The following is a 22,351-nucleotide window of genomic DNA, read 5'->3' on the forward strand; positions in this document are numbered from 1 at the left end:
CTTCCGGCGGAGGGTGTTGCTGGCCCCGATCACGATCAGCCCCTCCAAACCCCTTACCCCGAGCCATCTCAAGGGACTGCTGTGGACCGATGTGATGTACCGGGCCACCTCACAGCTGGCTGACGTGACCTACCTGTACAGCCCCACCACGTACCACCTCACCGAGCAGACGCTCGGCGTTTGGGCGTACCTCGACCGCACCATCGGGGACGCCGACTACTCGGGTCTTTCCGAGGAGCAGATCGGGGAGATGTACGTCGGCTACCGGGCCGAAGGTCGAAGGGTCGGCGCCGCCGCGCTACGGCCGTACGCCGAGGCGGTCGAGCACCACGGCTGGGTCCATCCAGCGAGCGTCCGGGTACTGGGGATGTGGGCGGCGCACTATCAGCGGCTCGGTATGCACGGCCCCGGACTCCTCATCCACCAGCCGCCCGGTCTGGGCCTGGAGGAGGTCATCGACCACCTCGGCGCCGTGGGCATGTGCCTTGATCTGCGCGCCTACGGCAGCCCGGTCTTCCTGGACGCCACCCAGTACGGGTTGCCGCTACGCCAGATCGTCGACGCACAGGGCCAGCCCAACTATCTGGCCTGCATGCTCAGGGAACTGGTTCCGCTGGCACCCCAGTTCGACGAGATGGTGCTGCTCTACGACCGCGAGCTGGAGCCCGACTACCTGTTGCTGGAGCGCACCTTGTCCGCGTTCGGCGCGACCGTCCGCCGGGTCACCCTCGGCCGGGTGCCGATCGACGGGCAGATCCGCTCCGCGCGCCACGGTGACTGGCACGATCACACCGCCGACGCCCTGCTGGGCAGGGCTACGGCGGAGTACGACGATGCGGTGCTGCGGCTGGGTATGCGGCTGTACTTCATCGCTGTGCTGGGCCCCGGCCAGCAGCAATCGTTCCGCCACGAGACACTGCGGCAGAGTTTGGCTCGCGCCGCCCGGCTGATGTCTGGCGGCCGGGACACCGACCCGGCACCACTTCCGGATGTCATGGCCCGCCACCGCGGCGACCACCTGTACGTCAATCCGTACCGGCTGACGTCCAGCCTGCTCGCCAAACACCGACCGGCACCGACTCATGGCCTGCTTACGGCGGTTTACCTGTGACCATCTCCCAGGAAATGCTCCGTGAAGTGGTGGCACAGCGTATCCGCGCCGCACGGCCGGAGCTGGCCGGACGGCTCGACTTGCTTACCCCCGGCGGACTGCTGGCCGCGCAGCGGGAGATCTCCCAAGCGGCGCAGGACGCCAAAGTGCTGGCGATCTGCGTGCTGCGCGGTTTCGACCTGCCGACGTGGGTGCGTGCCACGTGCGCGTTCGCCGGCCGCGTCGAGCAGGTGGCGGCCGCTGACTGGCGCCGCGACTTCACCCGTACCGTCTTTCTGGCCGGGAACCCGGACAATCTCAGGAACCGGTTCGTCTTCGGACATGTCGCCGACGACGGGTCAGCGGCCTGGCAGGACCCGGCACCCGTCGAGAACAGCGCCACCCTGCGCCGTCTGCTCAAGCTCTTCGAGGGGGCGGCACAACTGCCGACCCGTCCCCCGGCGGTGGTGCGGGTGCTGGCTGACCAGAACCCGGGAGGACGAACCCCGGTCCGACGTGCGCTGTATGTGGCCACCGCCGAGGTGGCCATCGCCGACTGCCTGGTCCACCTCAACCACCTCCTGGTCGAAGCCGTACTGGACGGAATCATCGGCCCCGGCGACCAGCTCACCATCCGCCAGGCCCCCTGGCTGCCGGGCCTGGCCGGTCCCTTCGCAGCTCTGCGTATCGCCAACCCTCCGGGCAAGCCAGACCAGTTGCGTGCCTACGCCGCTCTCACCGAGGAAACCCACGATGCCTGACCCGACCATCCACTCCGCGGACAGCCTGATCCGGTTGGGCTACCCCAGCTCCCCCCAGTCGGCCCACGACGTCCTCACCAGCGCAGGGCTGAGCGAAGACCAGGCCGCGCTCGTCCCCTACGATCTCGCCGACCCGTTCTCGGCCCTGCGCAGCGGTGAACTCGACGTCCTCGTCGTCAAGTTCGCTTTGCGAGAGGCCGACCTTGTCACGAGCAAAGTACTGCACTTCGAATCACGGGCCGCCGTGGTGAGCTCGAGTCATCCACTCGCCGACCGTGACACAGTCTCCGTCGAGGAGGTCGCCGACTACGACGCCTTCGGACGCCCCGGTGCCTTCCCCGAGTACCTTTGGGACGAGATGGTGCCGCGCCGCACCCCCCAGGGTCGCGAAATCCGCCGCCGACACCGGGTGAACACCATCCCGGAGATGATGGCACTGGTGGTGAACTCGGACGCGCTGCACCTCTCGGTGGCATCAGTGGCCGACATGGCACCGCCGGCCATCCGGATCATCCCCATCCACGACCTTCCACCCACCCCGGTCCGCCTGGCCTGGTACCGCGGCTCGGAACTGCCGGCGCGGGTGGCGCGGTTCATCGCCGCAGCGGAGGCCGCGAGCTCGGTGGCGCACCGACGGTGACACCGGTGCCCGGGCCTCCGCAGGCTTTCCGCCAGCCGTGCAGGCCCCGGCGGATCGCGTCGATCTGGTCGCGCACCATCCGCTCCGATACCGCGACGTCGGTGATCCCTGTGCATGCGTGGAAGGTGCCGGGGTAGTGGTGCAGTTCGGTTGGCACACCTGCCTCGATGAGACGGCGGGCGAACCCGAGGTCGTCATCGCGCAACGGGTCGAACTCGCAGGACGAGATGAACGTAGCAGGGAGCCCCGTCAGATCCTCGGCTCGGCCCGGAGCCGCGTAGGGTGAGACGTCGGTGCGCTCCGACGCGTCCTTACCACCGAGATAGTGGTGCCAGCTCATCAGCGCGCTGGCCCGGTCCAGCATCGGTGTGTCGACAAAGGCGAGAGCGGACTGGGTGTCCATCCGGTCGTCCAATTCCGGGAAGCTCAAGCACTGCATCCGCAAACGTAGACCGCGGTCGCGGGCCAGCAAGGCCAGCCCGGCGGCCAGCGCGCCGCCCGCACTGTCCCCACCCACGCCGAGCCGGTCGGTGTCCACACCCAGTTCCGAGCTGTGCCCGACAACCCATTCGAGCACCGCACAGCAGTCGTGGAGGCCATCCGGGAACGGGTGTTCCGGGGCTAACCGGTAGTCCATCGAGAACACCATGACCCGGGCCTGCTCGGCAATGCGCAGCACAGCCGAATGGTTGGTGTCCAAATCGCCGCTGATCAATCCGCCCCAGTGCATGTACAGCAGGCCGGGCATCGGTTCGGTGACACCGTGCGGCCGGTAGACGCGCACGGGCACCTCGGGGGCGCCGGGCGGCCCGGCAACCATGTGGTCCGCCACCTCCACCGGCTCGTCCGGCTGATACACAGGTAACTGTGCCATTATCGCCGCCAACTCGGCCCGTGCCCCGGCCACATCGGCGTAGTCCGAGGGCTGCAACTGCGCTGCCCAGGGGACGAGTTCAGGATCGAACGAGTACGTCATCAAATTCCTCTCGCAAAGCACGGCCAAGGGCACCTTCGCTCGATCCATTCTCGCATTCTCAGTTACAGCCCAGAGGGTTTTCTGGAATTTCGGTACGCGGCGGGACAGGTTAAGCGCCATCACCCCGAGTTGACCCGAGGTCCGACGATCAGTCGGCGAGCGTTCCCGACGCCGAAAGCAGCACGCCGGCAAGCGCTTCGCGCAGCGACTGCCCGACGTCGGGAACGGAAATGCCGAATCGGAAGAGCCAGGTGACGGATTGGACCAAGGGGACGTTCAGTTCGTCCTGCACGGTCGAGGAGGTCCTGCAATGACACCTGGGCCCCCTTCGAATCGCTGAAGGATAGCCCTTCCGAAGATCGGGACAGAACGTCGGAATTTCTACTCCTGAAGGCGGCGTATGCGATTTGGAAGCAACCGCTCCGGATTACTGCGTCGAACATCAGCCGATACGGGAAAGCCCCCGGGGAATGCAGCCCGGAGTATCCCCACCCAACCGTTATCGAAGGGAGCAAGACCGCCAACTACCGTGTTGTCGGCGTAAGAAACCGGTGCTGAAACCGCCTTCCCGTCCCAGGCCACGTAAACCTGGGCCACCAGCACATGTGTGCCCGGATGCAGCATCGGCGGCTGCACCGAGGCGCAGCAACACCCGTTTGACGAGCATGTCCTGGCCTTCCACGAACAGCTCGAAGGGCAGCCAATCGGCGCCCGCACCCGCCACACCTCCGTGCACTCACTGGAGCGGTACGCCCGCCCTGGCGTCGACACCGTCGCCCAGCACTTCGCTGCCCGCGCCCCTGCCGTTCGCCGACGCTGACCGGCTTGACCGGCGGACTGCGCCCCCTGCGCAAGCCGGACACCGTGAGCAATGAGGGGGCACCGACTCACGCGGGTCTCGGAAAACGCACCGGGCGTGAGCGGGGCGGTCTCGCCGGACAGCGGGACCGGCGCCTGCGGGAGACGCCCCAATACAGCGCCTCCCGTCCCGACGCCCTGTCTGTGGCCACCGGGGATCTCAGGCGCCCGTCTGCCTGATGCGTTCACGGACGGCCGCGCGGTCGATGCCCAGCTGCTCCATCAGCTCTGCCGCGGGATCCGGCCGCTCACAGTCAAGAATCGCGAGCAGTAGGTGCTCCGACGTGATGCGCCGACCGCCGGCCTTCTTCACCTCGGCGAGGGCGCGCGGAAGGACCGAACGGGCACCGGAGGTGAAGGGGGTGTGCTTACGTGAGGCGGGGATCGGCGGCCACTCGACGCCTTGGGCGTCGATGCCGATCGCGGCCAGTGCAGTCCGGTCGAGGGCGTCGAGGGCTGTACGTGCGGCCTCCAGGTCGGTGCCGAGGGATTGGACCGCGAACGAGCCGGTCTCGTGGAGGACTCCCAGGAGGAGGTGCTCCGTACTGATGCGGCGATCGCCGCGCAGCCGGGCTTCTTCCAGAGCATGGGTGACCGCCGTGCGGGCGCCTGCTGCGAATTGTTCGAACACTGTCGTCTCACTTCCCGTGTTTGGCGTGTACGGATTGCCGTGACACGCCGAGGGCATCCCCGATCTGTTCCCAGGACCATCCCTGCTGCCTGGCGCGGGCCACCGCTGCCGTTTCGACCTGCTCAGCCAGCCGATGGAGGGCACCCACCGCCCGTAGCCCAACGGCGGGGTCGTCTGATCTGAGGCGTTCTGAGAGATCTCCGGTTTCCATGACTGTCAGTTTGGATTGACAGTCGCCGCTTGTCAACCCAAACTGACAGCCATTTACTCGTCAACCCAGACTGACAAGAGTTGCGGGCGGGAAGTGGGGGGCGATACTGGTGGACTCGCGTAATCAACTGTCGCCAGTTCCCCGAGGAGTCCAGCCCGCTGGTGACCTTCCGTGATCTCCTGGGGCGTATCGGCTCCATGTGCCGCCAGTCTCGTTGCGGAGCCGGGTGGTGGTCTTGTGGTGGTAGCCGAGCGCGTCCGCGACCACGGGGGCGGGCATGTCGAGGAGCTGCTGGCGGATGACGGCGCCGCGGGCAGCTGCGGCCGGGACCCCGATCTGGTTCAGCAGAGCGGACACGTGATCGGGGCGGAACGGCTGGCCGGCCCTGCGGCCGGGGAAGAGCCAGCGGGACGCGGTGTTGGTGGCGGTGTTCATGTTGTCGCGGTGTGCGATGTGTTCCAGCAGCAGGTCGGCGACCGGCTCGGGGATCGGTGAGGGTGACTCCCCGAGCCGTAGCAGCACGGTGTCGCCGTCGCGGATGACGTCGTCGAGGGTGAGTCGGACGATGCGGCTTACGGGCTGCGCGTAGAGGACTCGCTCTGCTGCGCGCCTGCCTGGACCGCACCCACCTTGTCGAACTGCGGGAAACCCCCACGCCGCAAGACCGTGGGTGGATCGGCCGATCCCACCAGCTCCTCATCCCCCTGGCGAACTCCGCTCCTGCCGGCGCCCTCCCGTCTCTTCCAGAGCGCACCACCATCAGCCCGCTGATGCCGGGCCGATCCACCGTTCTGCACGCCCGTCTCTACGCTCACCCCCAGCGGTACGCCGAGATCATCGCCGGTCATCTGCCCGGACTGCTCAGCCTGTTCGAAAACCCACCGCGCTGGTGGTTCCTGCGTCACCGCGACACCAGCAGCCCGGCATCCGACCAGTACCTGATGCTGCACCTGACCCTGGCCACCCCGGACGACTACGGCCCCACCGCCGCACTGCTCCACGACTGGGCTACCGCCCTGAATCACCAGGGTCTGGCCGCCCGGCTGGAGCTGGCCACCCATCTGCCACAGGCCGGGCGCTACGGACACGGTCCCGCCCTCGATGCCGCATACGACGTCTTCACCGCAGACTCTGCCGCATGCACCGCACAGCTACGCGTCACCCCCGACGGCCCGACCTCCCAAGCCCTGACCGCCGCCAGCATGTACGACCTGGCCGTTCAGTTCATCGGCGACCCGCGCCAGGCCGACACCTGGCTGACCCACAACCTGCCCCGTGAACACGGCCACCTCGACCGGGACGTGACCCGCCAGGCCATCGCCCTGTCCGCTTCCGACCGGACGCACCTGCTGTCTCTGCCCTCAGGCCGGAACGTTGCCGACGCCTGGCAGAACCGCTCAGCCGCCCTGCGCACCTACCGCAATGAACTGGCCTCCCAACGCAACCCGCACACCGTCCTGCGGTCACTACTCCACCAGCACTACAACCGTGCTCTCCCTATCGACTCCGACCACGAACGCTCCACCGGCCGACTCACACGCGCCTGCGCCTTACGCCACGCGAAGGGACCGCAGTGACCACCGCAACCGACCCGACCGCAATCGCCGACTCATTCGCCCGGTCCCTGGACTCACCCCACCAGCCACCCGAAAACCAGCCCTGGCAAACGCAGTCCCTTTCTGCGGGCGCCGCCGGTACCGCCCTGCTCCACATCGAACGCGCCCACACCGGACGCGGCACCTGGCGCCAAGCCCACACCTGGATCACGGCCGCCGTCTCCAGAGACATCAGCGCAGCCGACACGACCGGCCTGTTCCTGGGTGCCCCAGCTATCGGCTTCATGCTCCTCTGCGCTGTCACCAACGACTCGCCCCGCTACCACCAGACGCTCGACGTCATGGACAGGCACGTGGTCGATCTCGCCCACCGCCGAGCCAGCGCCGCCGACACACGCCTACGCAGCGGACGTCACTCCACCTTCCACGAGTACGACGTCTTCTACGGGCTGGCCGGCATCGGCGCCTACCTACTGCGCAGCGCCCCCACGGGCACCGCCATGGAGCGCATCCTCACCCACCTCGTTGCCCTGACCCGTCCCGCCCCCGACGACGGGCTGCCCGGCTGGTGGGTCGGCCACGCCCCCAACCTCACCAACTCCAGTGACTTCCCTGGCGGGCACGCCAACCTGGGCGCAGCCCACGGCATCACCGGACCTCTGATGCTGCTTGCCCGCTCCCACCGTCAAGGCGTGACCGTGGACGGCCAGGCCGAGGCCATCGCCACCATCCTCGACTGGTTGGACATGTGGAGGCAGGACGGCCCCTCCGGGCCTTGGTGGCCTGAGCACATCACCACCGAAGAACTGCGCGAGGGCCGCACCGTGCGGACGGGGCCGGCCCGCCCAAGCTGGTGCTACGGCACCCCCGGTATCGCCCGTGCTGGGCAACTCGCCTCAATCGCCCTCGGCGACGCCCGGCGGCAGCACCTGTTCGAGGACGCGATGGCCAGCTGCCTGACCGATCCGGCGCAACTGAGCCGGGTCACCGATGGGGGGCTGTGCCATGGCTGGGCGGGCGTCTACCAGACGGCCTGGCGTGCGGCCCACGACGCCGCCACCCCGACCCTGCGTGCCGTTCTGCCCGGACTCGCCGCCGCTCTGGCCCAGCACGCCGAGCCCAACCTCGCCCCTGGCCTCCTGCAAGGCGACGCCGGAACCGCACTCGCCCTGACCACCGCAGCCCACGACGCCGCCCCGACCTCTGGATGGGACGCATGTCTACTGATCGACTGAAGCAGCCCACCCGTCTGGAAGCGACCCTGCACGCTGTGCTGGAGGTCCTGGCCGGCGCCGGCACGGACACCGCCGCCGCCCAGGCCGGTCTTGAACCCACCGACCTGGGCGCTGCCGTCGACGTCTACCAGCAGGCGGGGCAGCGTGCGCTCGCTGAGCAGGTGGGTCCCCCGGCGTGGCGTCAGCTGTATGTCCAATTCACTGAGTGGGACAAGGCCGAGCGGATCGCCGCCGACTACATCGCCCCTTTTACCGCTGTGGCGCGCGCTGTGTGGGATGCATCGGAGCCAACCCCTCCGCACCTGCGCATGTTCCGGGTGAGGATGGTCCTGGCGGCGATCGACCTGGCAGAAGGCTGCGAAGCCCAGGCGCAACCCTTGCACGACGCGATCGTCAGCGACACCACGCAGGCAGGCGACACCTACGCTGCGCGCGAGATCCTGCGCCACCCCTCCCTTTGGGTCAGCGAGCGGTCGCGCCGCAAGCTGGACGCGATTGCCCGCGACGGCGCCCTCGATCAGGGGAATCTGCCGGAGACGGTGCTTTCCACGATGATGCATGACGTCAACGCAGCGGGAGCGAGGCTCGTTCACTGCCTCACCGAGCAAGGGGCTGCGTCTCAGGGATAGCGATCTTGGTGGTGGATCCGCCACGGCTCGCCGGCCTCTTTGGATCAGGCGAGATCGCCGCGACCATCCTCGCCCGGACGTTCGGAGTACCGGCTTAGGACCCTTGTATATCCCGGGCTGGCTCCCTCACCCGAGCCCGATAAACCTCGTGCGCACACCGCTACCAGGCAACTACGATCCGTTGCCACCTCTTCCATCGTCCTGCCGCCACAGGAGTACGCCCATGTCCAGCGACGCCGACAGCAAACCCAGCTCTACCAGCAGTGACACCGAAACCGGCGAGAAATCGCAGCCCTCTGTCCCCTCGCAGTCCGTGCCGCAAGCGGAAGAACTCGGTTTCCGACGGCTCGGCGTCCGGACGGACTTCGCGAACGTCACCACGTTAGCCATGGCCAAACGCCTACCGCGGCTCATGCGACAGGCCTTGGCGCTCGGTTGGCGCACTCACAAAGCGTCGGTGACCGGCATGATCGTGTGCGATGTCGTGGCCGGCGCCATGGATGCGTTCGGGCTGCTGGCAACGACCAACGTCATCACCTCGCTGATTACCGCAGGCGACATGGCTGCCCGACTCCGAGAGTCCGCGCCCGCCCTGGTCTTTCTGATGGCCGTTGTCGGGCTACGGACGCTCGCCCGGATCACGGCCAATTGGCTCGCCGACCGCATCGCCCCGCTGGTGGCCCGTGAAGCGGAAATCGACCTTCTCACTGCCGGTACGAAGGCGGAGCTGGTTGCCTACGACCATCCCGGATACAACGAACGCTGGGACGCCGCCGATCGCGGCGCCGACGCATCCCGCGACATCGTTTTCGAAGCGCGGCAGGCCATCTCCGCGATCATGTCGTTTCTCGGCGCCGCAGCTGTCATCACCGTAATGCACCCCCTGCTTCTGCCGCTGCTGTCGCTGGGGGCGCTGCCGCGGACGGTTTCCGCGATCCGCGCAGCGCGGGTGCAGTACATCGAGTCCCGTCACACGATGAACGAGCGGCGGCTGCTGTCGCTGCTGCGGTCCCGGATCATCGACAAGCGCTTCGCCGACCAGATTCGGTCCGCCACGATGTTCCGGTTCCTCTTCGGCCGCTACCGCACCACATCAAGCAAGGTGCAGGAGCGCTGGCAGGCGGCGGCCGGGCACTCCGCGCTCATCAACCTCGCCGGCTCGGTCATCTCCGGCCTGTCCTCCGGGGTGATCTGGGGCGCACTCGCGCTGCTGCTGGCGTCCGGCCAGATTTCCGTCGCCAAGGCAGGAACCGTCGTCCTGGCCATGCGGACCGTGTCCACCGCCATGTCTGCGCTGATCTCCGCCTGGGCCCGGCTCTTCCGCACCGGCATGTACCTCGACGACTGGTCATCGTTTCTCGAAGAGGCCGGGGGACATCAGATGCAGCGCGGGCAAAAGCTCCCGCCGCCGCGGCCGCGGGTGTTCACCGCCGACGACATCGTCTTCACCTACCCCGGCGGCCAGGCCCCGGCCGTCAACGGGGTCTCCCTCACTGTCGGCCGCGGAGAGATCGTCGCCCTGGTCGGCGAGAACGGCTCCGGGAAAACCACCCTGGCCAAGCTCATCACCGGCCTCTACCTGCCCGACAAGGGCTCCATCACTTGGGATGAGACCGACCTGGCCGACCTCGACCCGGAAGAACTGTGGCGGCAGGTCGCCCACGTCCCCCAGGAATACGCCCAGTGGCCCCTCACCGCCCGAGAGAACATCAACCTGGGCCAGCCCCGCGAGGACGACGCCGAAGCCCTCCAGGTCGCCTCGAAAGCTTCCGGCGCCGACCAGGTCATGGAAGAACTCCGGTCCGGCCCGGACACCTTGCTGGCCTCCCAATGGTGGGGAGGTCAGGAACTGTCCGGCGGCCAATGGCAGCGCATCGCCCTCGCCCGCGCCTTCTATCGGCAAGCCGACCTACTCGTCATGGACGAGCCCACCGCAGCCCTCGACGCCCGCTCCGAACACGGAGTGTTCGCCGGCCTCCGCGATCTGGCCCAAACCCGCGGCATCCTCATGATCACGCACCGCCTCACCAACGTGGCCTCCGCCGACCGCATCATCGTCCTCGACCACGGCAAAATCGTCGAACAGGGCAGCTACGACCAGCTCCTCGAAGCCGACGGCCTCTTTGCCGAACTGCACCGCCTGCAGCACGACCGCTGAAATCCCGATACGTCGACAAGGAGAACCCGTGCAGCGAAATGCCTGGAATACCGTTCGCGCCCTTGCGGACTACTACGACGACAGGTCCGACCTGCCCCGCGAGCAGAACTGGATCCTGCAAGTCCTCAAGATCGCCGAAGAAACCGGCGAAGCCGCCCAGGCCGTCGTCGGCCTGACCGGAACCAACCCCCGCAAGGGCCTCTCCCACACCTGGGACGACGTACAGGCCGAGGTCGCCGACGTCATCATCACGAGCATGGTCGCCCTCGCGCGTATGCGTCCCGACCCGGACGAGTACTTCAACAACCAACTTGCAGCCAAGGCCGGCCGCGCGCTCGAAGGAACGGGCCGACTGCCGGCCCCGCGCACCCCGAGCCGGCTCAGGAACTCCGCCAAGGCAGTGGTCATCCACGACGGAAACGTGCTGTTGACGCGGAACCTCTGGCGCGGCCGGGAATGTCACTTCCTGCCCGGTGGCGGGCAGCTTCCCGGCGAGCACCTGCCGCAGGCAGTGGAGCGCGAGGTCCTTGAGGAGACTGGACTGTCCGTCACCGCCGGCCAACTACTGTGGGTTCGGGAGTGGGCAAGCCAAGCTGGCGACTTCCCGCAGGACAACGACATCGTTCACCGCATTGAGATCGCCTTCCAATGCACTCTCACCGGGAGCCCGGAGCTGTCTGGCGGCCACCACGCGGACAACGACCAGATCGGTGTGGAGTGGGTTCCGCTGGAGAAGGTCAGCAGCCTCGACACGCTCGCGCCGCACTACCGGGCCCGCATCACCTCACTTGGGGCCGGAACCCCGCAGGCAGCGGCCTACCTACCCAGCGAGACGGGGACGTGATCGGCAATGTGCGCCGCATCACCAACCGCACGGGCCGTACAGCACCCGATGAGACGAGGTGGTGTTAGCCGAGGAGCGCGGCCGCCAAATCGCCCTTCCTTTTCCTCCTCCTGGACGGGTACGCCCAGGAGGAGGAAAAGCTCTCCATGTGCAATCCGTTGAGGTTCCTGCATAGCACGGGTGTGAGTGGCTGATGGCGCATCTCTCTCGTGCAGCAGGACACCACGATGCGGCGAGCCGCTAATTTGAGGCACCGCCACTCACACAGATCGGCAAGCGCCGGGTGAGCGTGAACGCGTTCCGCAACGAGACGCCAAGCATCGCCTGTTAGCCCCATCCGGATGACCAGGCCAGACACAGGAGCCGAACGCTGCTCTCGCCGTCAGCGCCCCGCCGTCAATGAAGCAGCTTTGAGGCCCTTGACCGAGTAGCCCCGTAGCCAGATCCTCCACCACGGCTACCGGGAGCCCGGCGGGCGTAGCGCTCGGCAGCGCGAGAAGTCATTCGACCGCAAGAAGGACGCGATGGACTTCGCGACCAAGATGGAGAACGACAAGCGGGAGAACCTCTACGTCGATCCGGACGCCGGAAAGGTCTCAGTGCAGCGTTATGCGGCTGATTGGCTCGGGCTGAAGAGCATGGCCGCCGGTACGGAGGAGTCCTACGAGCGCATCATGCGCCTGCACGTACTCCCGCAGCTGGGCAAGAAGACGATCTCTCAGGTCACCGCGACGGACGTGGAAGAGCTGTACGCCTACTGGCGCCGGCAGGGCGCGGCGCCCAACACAATCGATTCCCGCCGCATTGCCCTCTCAGGGATGTTTTCTCATGCCGTACGACACAAAAGGATTCGCGAGAACCCGGTCAAGCTGGCCGAGAAGCCCGACAACCCCATCATGCAAGTAGATGAGAGGGCACTTCCCAGCTATGAAGAGGTTTCAGCCGTGGCCAAGGAAATTGGCCCCCGCTTGGAGCCGACCTTATGACTTATGGCGTGTTGCGGATTGCGCATAGGTGAGTCGCTGGGTGTTTTCCCGGAGGACATCGTCGACGGCACCTTGCGTTGCCGACAGCAAGTCGTGCGCATCAAGAATTCTTCGGGCAAGTACGTCGCCCTATATGCGCCCCTGAAGCACCGGAAAGAGGGCGAGTGGCGCGACATGCCTGCACCCGTCACCCTGGAGCCGCTCATTGAACGACTCCCCCTACGGAATCAAGCCGGCGGAATGATCTACCCGGACCTGTTTCGAAAGTCCTGGGATCGCGCCCTCAAACGTCTCGGGCTTCCCGACTACAACCCGCACGACCTGCGGCACAAATGGGCCACCGTGACCCTGAGCAACGGTGTACCCATCCACGAGGTGTCGCGATGGATGGGCCACAGCTCGATCAAGATCACGGTGGACCGATACGGCCATCTCACTCTCGACGGCAGTGAGCGCTGTCGTCAGGTCATCGAGGCCACCTTCGGGGTGCACATGCTCAGCGGATTCCCAGCTCCGCGAGAACTCGGTGCTGAGTTGGTGCCGGCTTAGCCGGGAAGTAGAGGTAACAGACCCCTCCTGAACCACTCTTGACCTGGCCGTTTGCGTCGTGGCGCTTCGTCCGCAGCCAGATGTTCTCGAATTGGCGGCGCTTGTAGACGCGCCGGACCGCGGCGTCGTTCGGGGAGGCCGGGTCGTTGGCGATGACGTCGCCGTCCGTGGTGAAGCCGACGATGGTCATCAGGTGGCCGGCGGTGCCGTAGCCCGCGCCGTCGAGTTCGGTCTTGAGGAAGGACTGGGACGTGATGACCGGGATGCCTGCGTGGATGAGGCGTTCGGCGTCCGTGAGGGAGGAGAGGCGGGTGACGAGGGACTGCAGGTCCCGGTAGGTGGCGGCGTAGGCGGCGTTGAAGGGCCAGTTGCCGCAGCCGTCGTACTGGTAGTCGAAGGTGTAGCGGGCGGCGTGGCAGACCTGGGGGTCGGCGTAGTCGGGGTTGACCCAGGACAGCTGCTGCTGGGTGGGCTTGCGGCCCCAGTATTCGACGATCATCTGGGAGGAGGTGGGGCTGCACCAGGCCTCGCCCCCGTTGTCGTACTCCGGGTACTGGCCCTTGTGGATCTCCTGCGAGTAGCGCGGGACGGTCAGCTCGCGGCCGACGAGGCCGGGCCTGGACGCCGGCACCTCGAAGCGGTCGGGGAGGTCCGAGCCCATGGCGCCCAGCCGCCAGACGGTGGGGGCGACGCTGCCACCGGGCTTGCGGTAGAGGGTGACGCGGAGCTCGTAGGAGGTCAGGCGGAGGCCGCTCGCCGGGGTGTCGATGGCGAACGTGTCGGTCGAGATGCTGCTCTTGCCGTCCTTCTGGCCGTCGACGGAGGTACGCCGGATGTCGCTGTCGCTGTCGCCGGCGGTCCAGCGGCCCATGACGTACCAGGGGGTGCGGCCGCCGTCGGTGTAGGTGCCGCGCAGCTCGACGGCGATCCATGTGCCGGGCGGGGTGTGCGCGTTCCAGGAGGCGACGACCTCGGTGGCCGGGACCGCGAGGCGGTGGACCGGCGACGTCCAGGTGGCGTACTCCCAGGTGGCGGACCTGCCGGTGTGCGGGTCCTGGTAGTCGAAGGACCCGGTCGGGTGTGCCAGGCGGATGCCGGGCCGGGCACCGGGCGCGAGGGCGGTGCCCTTGCCGCGGCCTCTGGTCCAGTCGGCTGTGGTGGTCCAGGCGTGATAGTCCACGAGGTTCTTCGGTCGGCGGGCGGGGGCGTCCGGGGTGGGGGCCGGGGCGGCGGTACCCGTTGCGGGACTGCGCGAGGCGTCGGCGGCCTGCGCCGAGGGGGCGGCGACACCCGCCGCGGCGGCGAGCGCGGCGGCCAGGACGGTGCGCCGGGGCGCGGAGCTGGTCATGGTGGAGGTCCCCCAGTCGGATGCGTACGAATGGGTGCGGGAGGTCGGGCCGGGGCCGCGGACGGGCACGGGCGGGTCAGCAGTGGCTCAACTATTGCCGTTTCCGGCCCGCTTCGGAAGGCGCTGCGACGCGCGTCGCCCGAGGAATATTGGTGTGGACCACTGGCGTGCGAAGGGGCCGGAGCCCCGCGCGTACGCTGGCGCAATGGATCGTGATCTGGCCTCGCTCGCCGCCCGGCTGCGCGCCGTGCCCCCGTCCTGCGGGCCGGTGCGGCTGATCGCGGTGGACGGGCACGCCGGGTCGGGCAAGAGTACGTTCGCCGGCCGATTGGCCGATGCGCTGGGTGGTGCGCCGGTGGTGCACACCGACGACCTCGCCACCCATGAGGAGCTGTTCGCCTGGAGCGAGCGGTTCGCCCACCAGATCCTCCAGCCGCTTTCCCGGGGCGAGACGGCGCGCTACGGCGTCTACGACTGGGTGCGCGGGGAGTTCACCGAGGTGCGTGAGCTGGCGCCCGCGCCACTGGTGCTGGTCGAGGGCGTGGGCGCGGGCCGGCGGGAGCTGCGCCCGTACCTGGCGTCCCTGGTGTGGATGGAACTGGCGCGCGAACACTCCTGGGAAAGGGGGCGGCTCCGGGACGGACCGGGGCTCGCCGCGTTCTGGAGTGGCTGGATTCCGGCGGAGCGCGCGCACTTCGCAGCGGATCCCTCGCGTCCGTATGCCGACTTTCTGGTGCACCAGAAGCAGATGGGGTACGAGGTGCTCATGGGACCGCCCGCGACGCCCTGACCGGCCCCAGATCTCACGCTCTGTAGTGGACGGCGGCCGGCGGGCCGAAAGGCGCCGACAGGGTCCCGCCGAGTGCCCCAACTCGGCTTGACCTGGGGGGCGTACAGGACTTACGTTCTCAATGTGCGGTTCTACGGACCGCCCGCAGATGCGAAGCCCCCGGTTGTTCCCCCGTGATCGGGGGCTTCGTTCTGTGCGAAACCACCTCTTATCGCCGCTCGGCGCTGTCCCTCCCTCACCCTGGGTCACCGCATTCTTCGCGCCGCCGCGCCCCTCCCCCGCGTCCGCTCTTGCCCCGTACCGCCCTCTACGACCTGCACCGATCCCGCAGGTACGATGCGAGTCTGTGCCACCGCAGGCCAGGACCGATGTACGCGCGGCGAAGGTCAACTCCCGCTCCGCGTACGCCGGTTCGCCCGGCCGCGGCCGGGCACGCGCCCGGCGGTACTGGGGGACGTGTTGTGTGGGGGGACGGGATGGATGTCGGCGCTCAGGGTTCGCCCGCCCCGGCCGAGCTCGCCTGGCTGCGCGCGGTCGACGCCTACACCGTGGGCGCCTATCCGCAGGCGGAGGAGGAGTTCCGGGCCGCGGTACGCCTCGATCCGTCGATGGCCGACGCCTGGCTCGGCCTGCACGCACTGCGTGCCGACACCTCCATCGCGCTGCTGCGGATGCACCGCCACCGCGACCGCTTCGGTGAGATGCGGGCCCGTCACCGACGCACCCTCAATTCCTGGTACTGGCTGGGGTGGTGGGTCCAGCCGGTGCTGGAGACCGGCCGGGATCTGCTGCTCGCCCATGCCTCCCATTGGCTCGACGGCCGTCATGTCGCCGAGCTGGACCAGGCGCTGGCCGGCTGCCCGCCGGTCGACACCGACGCCCAGGTGCGCTTTCTGCACGCCTGCCGCGCCTATCTCGTCAAGGACTGGGACCAGCTCGTACGGCACACCGAGCCGCTGCTCGGCGATCCGGTGCTGGGCATCGAGGCGGGGCTGTTCGGCGGGATGGCGCGGGTGCGGCTGGAGATGTACGGACAGGCCGAGCCGCTGTTGTCGGCCGCGTTGATGCGCTGCCGCAGCGAGCAGCCGCAGCGCAAGGAGCTGCGCTACTGGCTCGCCCGCGCCCATGAGGGCACCGGCCGCAGTGCCGCGGCGCTCCCCCTCTATCGCGCGGTGCACCGCGTCGACCCGGCGTTCATGGACACCGCGGCGCGGCTCGCCGCCATCGCGGAGGGGGACGGACTGGACGAGGGCGCCGATCTCGCGGCGGTCTCCGCATCCGGCCTCGGCCAGGAAGCCGGCGGCGATCTGGCCCCGCTCGATCCGGTCGACGGCCGTGAGCTGCTGGTGACCGGCGAGACGGACGGGCCGGACGGGGAGATCGGTGGCGTCCCGGCCGGGGGCGATGCCGCGGCCCGGGTCAAGGCGGCGGCGCCGGTGCCGCGCGGCGCCGAGCGGCTGCCCGCGGGGCCGGCCGATCCGGTGCTGCTGGAGAAGGCCCTGGCGGAGCTGGAGCGGATGGTCGGCATGGAGCCGGTCAAACGGCAGGTACGGGCGCTGTCGGCCCAGCTGCGCATGGCCCGGCTGCGGGCGAGCCAGGGGCTGCCGGTGCAGCCGCCGAAACGACACTTCGTCTTCTCCGGCCCGTCCGGCACCGGCAAGACGACCGTGGCACGGATACTCGGGCGGGTCTTCTACGCCCTGGGGCTGTTGGGCGGGGACCATCTCGTGGAGGCCCAACGGTCCGATCTCGTCGGCGAATTCCTCGGCCAGACCGCCGTCAAGGCCAATGAGCTGATCGACTCGGCGCTGGGCGGGGTGCTGTTCGTCGACGAGGCGTACAGCCTGTCCAACTCCGGCTACAGCAAGGGCGACGCCTACGGCGACGAGGCGCTGCAGGTGCTGCTCAAGCGTGCCGAGGACAACCGCGACCGGCTCGTGGTCATCCTGGCCGGCTACCCGGAGGGCATGGACCGGCTGCTGGCCGCCAACCCCGGCCTGTCCTCCCGCTTCACCAGCCGCGTCGACTTCCCCAGTTACCGGCCGCTGGAGCTGACCGCGATCGGCGAGGTGCTGGCCGCCGAGAACGGCGACCGCTGGGACGAGGAGTCCCGCGACGAGTTGTGCAGCATCAGCGGCCATGTCGTCGACCAGGGCTGGATCGACGAACTGGGCAACGGACGCTTTCTGCGCACCCTTTACGAGAAGAGCTGCGCCTACCGCGACCTACGGCTCTCCACCTGGCGCGGCACCCCCACCCGCGACGACCTCGCCACCCTCCGGCTGCCCGACCTGATGCAGGCCTACGGCGAGGTCCTCTCGGGCCGCGGCCCGGACGTCCAGGGGCCGCCGCCGAAGGGGCTGGATCTCTAGGGAGACCCCTGCGGGACGTCCTGGGGCTCGGCCGGGAATGCAAGGGCGGCGGAGCGTGACGGAAAGTGCCCGTCGGAAAAGCCGCAGCCTTCCGTGCGGACACAAGGCGGTTACCGATCAGCGGAACCGCTGATTTCCCCTTCCGCTTCGCGGCTCTCCGTACGGACCGAGAGCCCCGGTGTGACGCCTGGGGAGAATCGGTCATTCCGCAGCAACGCCCCTCGCCCACCGGCCGCGCATGACGGTGCGGTCGACAGCTCCGGCGGCGACAAGGCGGCCTTGAAGGCGTGCGTCGAGAAGGCCGACGGCCCGGCTCCTGCCGCCCAATGGGCCGCCCCGGTCCAGCAGATCGATGACGTTTCCGGCGAGGAAAAGGAGACGGCACGGGCCGATTTTTCCTGCCACGATCAGAATCATGTGCAACAGACCTGGTTCGACGCCGAGGTGACCCTCCAGAAACGGCCATAAATCGGCCATCAAGAAGAATCAGAAAGCGCTGAACGAGGTGAAGAAGGCCCACGAAGCTGCTGTTGCCAGGGCTTCCGCGGTCACCGGCCGATAGCGTCCAGCTCTCCGGCCGGCAGCGGTGCCTCCTCACGGGGCTCACTGACCCGGTCGCCCGGAGCACGGTCGCCCGAAGCCCGCTCTCCCGGAGCACGGTCTCCCGCGGCCCGCTCGCCCCGGGCACGGTGGCCTCGGGCGGCGGGGGCCCGGTGGTGGGCCGGGTCGCGGACCTCGCCGACCAGCATCTCCAGCACGTCCTCCAGCGCGACCAGGCCGAGCACCCGGCCGGTCGCGTCGGCGACCGCCGCCAGGTGGGAAGCGGCCCGGCGCATCGCCGTGAGGGCGTCGTCCAGGGGCAGCTCGGCGCGTAGCGTCGTCATCGGATGCCAGATGCGCTGGGGCACCGCGCGGTCGCGTTCCTCCAGGTCAAGGACGTCCTTGACGTGCAGATAGCCCATGTAAGCGCCGCCGGGCGCACACACCGGGAAGCGGGAGTAGCCGGTCCGTACGGTCAGCCCCTCCACCTGGCGGGGCGTCACCGTCGGTTCGACGGTGACCAGTGCGGCCCGGTCGAGGAGGACGTCCGTGACGGGCCGGCTGCCCAGTTCCAGCACGTCGGAGAGCTGTTCCTGCTCGGCCGGATCGAGCAGGCCCGCCTGCACCGAGTCCTCGACGAGATGGGTCAGCTGCTCACTGGTGAAGACCGCCTCGACCTCGTCCTTCGGCTCCACGCGGAAGATCCGCAGCACCCCGTGGGCGCAGGCGCCGAGCAGCGCGGTGACCGGACGGCACAGCCGTGCGAAGGCGACCAGGCCCGGGCTGAACCACAGTGCGGTCTTCTCGGGTGCCGCCATCGCCAGGTTCTTGGGGACCATCTCGCCGATGACGAGGTGGAGGAAGACCACCAGCGCCAGGGCGATGACGTAGCCGAGCGGATGGACCAGGGCGGCGGGCAGGTGGACCGCCTCGAAGACGGGTTCCAGGAGGTGGGCGACGGTGGGCTCGGCGACCGCACCGAGCGTCAGGGAGCAGACGGTGATGCCGAACTGGGCGGCGGCCATCATCTGCGGAAGGTTCTCCAGGCCGTGCAGCACCTGCCGGGCCCGGGACGAGCCTTCGGTCGCCAGCGGTTCGATCTGGCTGCGGCGTACCGAGACCAGGGCGAACTCGGCGCCGACGAAGAAACCGTTGGTGAGGACGAGCAGCACCGCGAAGAGCAGTTGGACCAGTGTCATCGGGCCACCTCCGCGCTCATCACGACGGCCTCACGGGGTGCCTCGGAGGCGGCGGGCACCGTGACGGTGGCGGTCCGGACGATCCTTATCCGCTCGGCACGGTGGTGCGACACCAGCCGTACCCGCAGCCGCCAGCCGTCGAGTTCCGCGATGTCGCCGGGGGCCGGGATCCGGCCGAGTATGTGTGCCACCAGTCCTGCCACCGTCTCGTACGGTCCTTCCGGGGCCTCCAGGCCGATCCTCCGCAGGGTGTCCACCCGGCAGCCGCCGTCCGCGTCCCAGGCGGGGCGGCCCTCCTCGGGCGGGGCCTGGCCCAGTTCGGGCAGGTCCACCCCGTCGTGCTCGTCGCGGACCTCACCGACGAGCTCCTCGATGATGTCCTCCAGGGTGACCACGCCGGCCGTGCCGCCGTACTCGTCGACGACCACCGCTATCGGCTGTTCGCTGCGCAGCCGCTCCAGCAGCGGCTGTACCGGCAGGGTCTCGGGCACCAGCAGCGGCGGCACCGCGATCCGGCCCGCCGGAACGCGCAGCCGGTCGTGCGCCGGGACGGCCAGCGCGTCCTTGAGGTGCACCATGCCGACGACCTCGTCGAGGCGGGTGTGGTAGACGGGGAAGCGGGAGAGTCCGGTGGCGCGGGTCAGGTTCACCACGTCCTCGGCGGTCGCGGACGCCTGCAGGGCGCTCACCCGTACCCGCGGCGTCATGACGTTCTCGGCGGTCAGATCACCCAGCGAGAGGGTGCGGACGAACAGGTCCGCGGTGTCCTGCTCCAGGGCGCCCGCGCGGGCGGAGTGCCGGGCGAGCGAGACCAGTTCGCCCGGGGTACGGGCGGAGGCCAGCTCGTCGGTCGGCTCCACGCCCAGGGCGCGCACCAAACGGTTGGCGACGGTGTTCAGCAGGGTGATCACCGGGCGGAAGAAGCGGGAGAAGGCGCGCTGGGGGCCGGCGACCACCCGGGCGACGGGCAGCGGCTTGGAGACCGCCCAGTTCTTCGGCACCAGCTCGCCGACGACCATCTGGACCGCGGAGGCCAGCAGCATGCCGACGACCACGGCGGTGCCTGGCACCGCGCCCGCGGGCAGGCCCGTGGCGGCCAGCGGTCCGGACAGCAGCTCGGCCAGCGCGGGCTCGGCGAGCATGCCGACCACCAAGGAGGTGATCGTGATGCCCAGTTGGGTGCCGGACAGCTGGAAGGAGAGTTCCCGCAGGGCGGAGACGACGGTGGGGGCGCGGCGGTCGCCGTCGGCCACGGCCCGTTCGGCGTCCGCCTTCTCGACGGTGATGAGTCCGAACTCGGCAGCGACGAAGAAACCGTTGGCCAGGATCAGGACGAGAGCCGCGGCGAGCAGCAGCAAGGGGCCGGTCATGCCGCCGCCTCCGTGGTACGCGGGGGCTGGGGAGGGGCGGCGCAGGTACTACAGGACGATCCGTCCATTGCCGGAGGGAGTCACTCCTCGGGTCGGTGTTGGCCCCCTGAGGGGCAGGGCGCAGGGTGCGCCCCGGAGAACAGAGTAAACAGCGGGACCCTGATTAGGGCAGGCTCAACCGGCCGTGTGGTCGACAGCACCGTGCTTCTCGGTGAGATCGCGCAGCGCACGGGCGTCCCGGATGGCCTGGTCCCTGGCGATACCCGGCTGGATGCCCATGGCGGGCAGGCTGGTGCCGTCGGCGAGGTCGAGATGGACCCAGGGGTCGCCTTCGCGGAGGTTGACGCGCAGGATCTGGGCCCAGGCCAGGTCGCGCTTGGTGGTGAGGTTGACCACCGTGACGCCTTCCTGCCGCGCCACCACCTTGGGGCGGCTGAGCAGCAGGAGGACGGCGAGCACCAGCAGCCCGGTGACGACGAAGCTCAGCCGCTCGCCGCCGGTCAGCTTCGGCAGCAGCAGCGCGATCACGGTGAGGGCGGCGAGCTGGGCGATGCCGACGGCGTACAGGACGACCCGGGTGCGGGTCGGCCGGAACGTCACCGGGAGGCTGGGCAGGGGCGCGGACACGTCGTCGGGTCTTCCGTCGGGGAGGCAGCGGTGCGTACGGGGATCAGGAGGCGCGGGGGCCGGAGCCGGCCCGGCCGCGGGTCAGAGCCGGCAGGCGTGGATACCGGTGGTCAGGATCGCGCGGGCGCCGAGGTCATAGAGCTCGTCCATGATGCGCTGGGCGTCCTGGGACGGGACCATCGAGCGGACCGCGACCCAGCCCTCGTGGTGCAGCGGGGAGACGGTCGGCGACTCCAGGCCCGGGGTGAGGCCGACGGCCTTCTCCACGTGCTCGACCCGGATGTCGTAGTCCATCATCACGTACCGGCGGGCCACCAGGACGCCCTGCATCCGGCGCAGGAACTGGCGCACCTTCGGGTCGTCGTCCGGCGCGCCGGTGCCGCGGATGACCACGGCCTCGGACTTCAGGATCGGCTCACCGATGATCTCCAGCCCGGCGTTGCGCAGGGTGGTGCCGGTCTCCACGACGTCCGCGATGATTTCGGCGACGCCGAGCTGGATGGCGGTCTCCACAGCGCCGTCGAGGTGGACGACGGAGGCGTCCACGCCGTTGTCGACGAGGTGCTGGCGGACCAGGCCGGAGAACGAGGTGGCGATCGTCATGCCGCCGAACTCGCTGACGTCCTTGGCGGTACCCGGACGGGTGGCGTAGCGGAACGTCGAGCCGGCGAAGCCGAGCTGGAGGATCTCCTCGGCCGGCGAGCCGGAGTCCAGCAGCAGGTCACGGCCGGTGATGCCGATGTCGAGCTTGCCGGAGCCGACGTAGACCGCGATGTCGCGCGGGCGCAGGAAGAAGAACTCGACCTCGTTCTCGACGTCGACCAGGACCAGTTCCCTGCGGTCCTTGCGCTGGCGGTATCCGGCCTCATGGAGCATCGCCGACGCAGGCTCGGACAGTGAACCCTTGTTGGGGACAGCGATGCGCAGCATGAGAGCGAATTCCTTTGCACTGAGGGGTGTTGCGGCGGGTACGGGGGTGGA

The 22,351-nt window shown here is 68.9% G+C and carries 24 protein-coding genes; 14 read left to right on the forward strand and 10 right to left on the reverse strand.

The annotated features are described in order from the left end of the window. The first annotated feature begins 13 nt into the window (after window positions 1–13). From ACGFR7_RS27820 to ACGFR7_RS27830, 3 genes are read left to right on the forward strand one after another with little or no spacing between them, the layout of a single operon-like run. Complete coding sequence (locus ACGFR7_RS27820) at window positions 14–1,111, forward strand: hypothetical protein (RefSeq protein WP_393324605.1); 1,098 nt, start codon at window positions 14–16, stop codon at window positions 1,109–1,111. After that, window positions 1,108–1,851 carry a DUF6182 family protein gene (locus ACGFR7_RS27825; protein WP_393324608.1) on the forward strand — a complete coding sequence of 248 codons (744 nt, stop codon included), beginning with the start codon at window positions 1,108–1,110 and terminating at the stop codon, window positions 1,849–1,851. Before ACGFR7_RS27820 ends, ACGFR7_RS27825 begins: the two co-directional genes overlap by 4 nt. Continuing rightward, the gene (locus ACGFR7_RS27830; RefSeq protein WP_393324611.1) at window positions 1,844–2,491 is read left to right on the forward strand and encodes a LysR substrate-binding domain-containing protein; all 648 of its coding nucleotides are present in this window, start codon (window positions 1,844–1,846) and stop codon (window positions 2,489–2,491) included. The genes ACGFR7_RS27825 and ACGFR7_RS27830 overlap by 8 nt, the downstream gene beginning before the upstream one ends. Here ACGFR7_RS27830 and ACGFR7_RS27835 read toward each other — a convergent pair. Beyond that, a complete protein-coding gene (locus ACGFR7_RS27835) occupies window positions 2,445–3,515 on the reverse strand; it encodes an alpha/beta hydrolase (protein WP_393324614.1) in 1,071 nt (356 codons plus the stop codon). The two genes, ACGFR7_RS27830 and ACGFR7_RS27835, sit on opposite strands and share 47 nt — an antisense overlap. 100 nt (window positions 3,516–3,615) lie before the next feature. Continuing rightward, window positions 3,616–3,759: a hypothetical protein gene (locus tag ACGFR7_RS27840; RefSeq protein WP_393324617.1), complete on the reverse strand. Its 144-nt coding sequence runs from the start codon at window positions 3,757–3,759 to the stop codon at window positions 3,616–3,618. A 315-nt stretch (window positions 3,760–4,074) separates the two neighbouring features. On the opposite strand from ACGFR7_RS27840, the gene ACGFR7_RS27845 reads away from it, so the two are divergent. Further along, entirely contained in the window at window positions 4,075–4,287 is a 213-nt protein-coding gene (locus ACGFR7_RS27845; protein ID WP_393324619.1) for a hypothetical protein, read from the forward strand. A 198-nt stretch (window positions 4,288–4,485) separates the two neighbouring features. On the opposite strand, the gene ACGFR7_RS27850 is transcribed toward ACGFR7_RS27845, so the two are convergent. The 3 genes from ACGFR7_RS27850 to ACGFR7_RS27860 all read right to left on the reverse strand — a co-directional run bounded on the left by ACGFR7_RS27850 (window position 4,486) and on the right by ACGFR7_RS27860 (window position 5,689). Beyond that, window positions 4,486–4,956 (reverse strand): Clp protease N-terminal domain-containing protein, encoded by a 471-nt coding sequence (locus ACGFR7_RS27850; protein WP_393324622.1) that lies wholly within the window; start codon window positions 4,954–4,956, stop codon window positions 4,486–4,488. A 7-nt stretch (window positions 4,957–4,963) separates the two neighbouring features. Next, the gene (locus ACGFR7_RS27855; RefSeq protein WP_393324624.1) at window positions 4,964–5,167 is read right to left on the reverse strand and encodes a helix-turn-helix domain-containing protein; all 204 of its coding nucleotides are present in this window, start codon (window positions 5,165–5,167) and stop codon (window positions 4,964–4,966) included. Window positions 5,168–5,290: 123 nt separating this feature from the next. Further along, on the reverse strand, window positions 5,291–5,689 hold the full coding sequence (locus ACGFR7_RS27860) for a hypothetical protein (protein WP_393324626.1): 399 nt from the start codon (window positions 5,687–5,689) through the stop codon (window positions 5,291–5,293). Between the two features lie 248 nt (window positions 5,690–5,937). Between ACGFR7_RS27860 and ACGFR7_RS27865 the strand changes: the two genes are divergently transcribed. The 7 genes from ACGFR7_RS27865 (at window position 5,938) to ACGFR7_RS27895 (ending at window position 13,124) form a co-directional block, all read left to right on the forward strand. Further along, complete coding sequence (locus tag ACGFR7_RS27865; RefSeq protein ID WP_393324627.1) at window positions 5,938–6,744, forward strand: thiopeptide-type bacteriocin biosynthesis protein; 807 nt, start codon at window positions 5,938–5,940, stop codon at window positions 6,742–6,744. Beyond that, window positions 6,741–7,958 (forward strand): lanthionine synthetase C family protein, encoded by a 1,218-nt coding sequence (locus ACGFR7_RS27870; RefSeq protein WP_393324628.1) that lies wholly within the window; start codon window positions 6,741–6,743, stop codon window positions 7,956–7,958. The genes ACGFR7_RS27865 and ACGFR7_RS27870 overlap by 4 nt, the downstream gene beginning before the upstream one ends. Next, on the forward strand, window positions 7,940–8,587 hold the full coding sequence (locus ACGFR7_RS27875) for a hypothetical protein (RefSeq protein ID WP_393324630.1): 648 nt from the start codon (window positions 7,940–7,942) through the stop codon (window positions 8,585–8,587). Before ACGFR7_RS27870 ends, ACGFR7_RS27875 begins: the two co-directional genes overlap by 19 nt. A gap of 223 nt (window positions 8,588–8,810) precedes the next feature. Continuing rightward, the gene (locus ACGFR7_RS27880; protein ID WP_393324632.1) at window positions 8,811–10,745 is read left to right on the forward strand and encodes an ABC transporter ATP-binding protein; all 1,935 of its coding nucleotides are present in this window, start codon (window positions 8,811–8,813) and stop codon (window positions 10,743–10,745) included. Window positions 10,746–10,773: 28 nt separating this feature from the next. Beyond that, window positions 10,774–11,589, forward strand: a complete 816-nt coding sequence (locus tag ACGFR7_RS27885; protein WP_393324633.1) for an NUDIX domain-containing protein — start codon at window positions 10,774–10,776, stop codon at window positions 11,587–11,589. A gap of 524 nt (window positions 11,590–12,113) precedes the next feature. Beyond that, window positions 12,114–12,575: a hypothetical protein gene (locus tag ACGFR7_RS27890; RefSeq protein ID WP_393324635.1), complete on the forward strand. Its 462-nt coding sequence runs from the start codon at window positions 12,114–12,116 to the stop codon at window positions 12,573–12,575. An 18-nt stretch (window positions 12,576–12,593) separates the two neighbouring features. Then, window positions 12,594–13,124 (forward strand): site-specific integrase, encoded by a 531-nt coding sequence (locus tag ACGFR7_RS27895; protein ID WP_393324636.1) that lies wholly within the window; start codon window positions 12,594–12,596, stop codon window positions 13,122–13,124. Here the strand turns inward: ACGFR7_RS27895 and ACGFR7_RS27900 are convergent. Then, entirely contained in the window at window positions 13,072–14,472 is a 1,401-nt protein-coding gene (locus ACGFR7_RS27900; RefSeq protein WP_393324638.1) for a peptidase C39 family protein, read from the reverse strand. The two genes, ACGFR7_RS27895 and ACGFR7_RS27900, sit on opposite strands and share 53 nt — an antisense overlap. 205 nt (window positions 14,473–14,677) lie before the next feature. Here ACGFR7_RS27900 and ACGFR7_RS27905 point away from each other — a divergent pair, with 205 nt between their 5' ends. The 3 genes from ACGFR7_RS27905 (at window position 14,678) to ACGFR7_RS27915 (ending at window position 18,102) form a co-directional block, all read left to right on the forward strand. Then, the gene (locus ACGFR7_RS27905) at window positions 14,678–15,262 is read left to right on the forward strand and encodes a uridine kinase (RefSeq protein ID WP_393324640.1); all 585 of its coding nucleotides are present in this window, start codon (window positions 14,678–14,680) and stop codon (window positions 15,260–15,262) included. Window positions 15,263–15,738: 476 nt separating this feature from the next. Further along, window positions 15,739–17,634 carry an AAA family ATPase gene (locus ACGFR7_RS27910; protein WP_393324642.1) on the forward strand — a complete coding sequence of 632 codons (1,896 nt, stop codon included), beginning with the start codon at window positions 15,739–15,741 and terminating at the stop codon, window positions 17,632–17,634. Window positions 17,635–17,814: 180 nt separating this feature from the next. Further along, window positions 17,815–18,102, forward strand: a complete 288-nt coding sequence (locus tag ACGFR7_RS27915; RefSeq protein ID WP_393324643.1) for a hypothetical protein — start codon at window positions 17,815–17,817, stop codon at window positions 18,100–18,102. 80 nt (window positions 18,103–18,182) lie between these two features. Here the strand turns inward: ACGFR7_RS27915 and ACGFR7_RS27920 are convergent, their stop codons facing one another. The 4 genes from ACGFR7_RS27920 to hisG all read right to left on the reverse strand — a co-directional run bounded on the left by ACGFR7_RS27920 (window position 18,183) and on the right by hisG (window position 22,300). Continuing rightward, a complete protein-coding gene (locus tag ACGFR7_RS27920) occupies window positions 18,183–19,373 on the reverse strand; it encodes a hemolysin family protein (RefSeq protein WP_393324645.1) in 1,191 nt (396 codons plus the stop codon). Next, on the reverse strand, window positions 19,370–20,743 hold the full coding sequence (locus ACGFR7_RS27925) for a hemolysin family protein (RefSeq protein WP_393324647.1): 1,374 nt from the start codon (window positions 20,741–20,743) through the stop codon (window positions 19,370–19,372). The genes ACGFR7_RS27920 and ACGFR7_RS27925 overlap by 4 nt, the downstream gene beginning before the upstream one ends. Before the next feature lie 174 nt (window positions 20,744–20,917). Then, window positions 20,918–21,370 carry a PH domain-containing protein gene (locus ACGFR7_RS27930; protein WP_393324648.1) on the reverse strand — a complete coding sequence of 151 codons (453 nt, stop codon included), beginning with the start codon at window positions 21,368–21,370 and terminating at the stop codon, window positions 20,918–20,920. Window positions 21,371–21,451: 81 nt separating this feature from the next. Next, window positions 21,452–22,300, reverse strand: a complete 849-nt coding sequence (hisG, locus tag ACGFR7_RS27935; RefSeq protein WP_393324650.1) for an ATP phosphoribosyltransferase — start codon at window positions 22,298–22,300, stop codon at window positions 21,452–21,454. Between the last annotated feature and the right edge of the window lie 51 nt (window positions 22,301–22,351).

This window comes from Streptomyces sp. NPDC048516 (assembly GCF_043199875.1).
GTDB lineage: Bacteria > Actinomycetota > Actinomycetes > Streptomycetales > Streptomycetaceae > Streptomyces.